This window comes from Lactobacillus sp. C449L, assembly GCF_059900815.1.
Genome location: NZ_JBWXGA010000169.1, coordinates 1 through 473 on the forward strand (window position 1 = coordinate 1; position 473 = coordinate 473).

The window sequence follows — 473 nt, forward strand, 5'->3', positions numbered from 1 at the left end:
CTGCAGGTCCATCAGGTCCTCGACCAGCGAGAGCAGGTGCCGCCCCGCATCGGCGATGTCGGCGGCATAGGCCGCGTAATCCGGCCCCAGCGGCCCGTCGCCCCCCGCGCTGATCCCCTCGGCATGGCTGATGATGTGCGACAGCGGGTCGCGCAGCGCCCTGCCCAGGCGGTCGGCGAGCGCCAGCGCCTCCGGCCGCGCGGGCGGCGGCGCCTCGTCGTTGGCGGCCCTCTCGCGAAGCGCGGCGGCGATGCCGGTCGCGGAGCCGCGGAAGCCCGCCAGCCGGCCGGTTCCGTCGATCAGCGGCACGCCCGCCAGCCGATAGAGCCCGCCCGAGCCGACGCGAAGCTCCGCGGGCTGGTCCTCGAACGCGCGCCGCTCGGCGAGCGCGGCGAGGATCGGGAGCGCGCCGTCCTCATGCTCCCGAAAGCGGAAGATGGCGGTGAGCGGCCGGCCCGGCGCATCGGCATAGG

1 protein-coding gene is annotated in these 473 nt (G+C 76.3%); it reads right to left on the bottom strand.

From position 1 onward, the window contains the following. Nucleotides 1-473: hypothetical protein (locus AC2JF9_RS08855; protein WP_500727027.1), on the bottom strand; the 473-nt coding region annotated here is incomplete at both ends.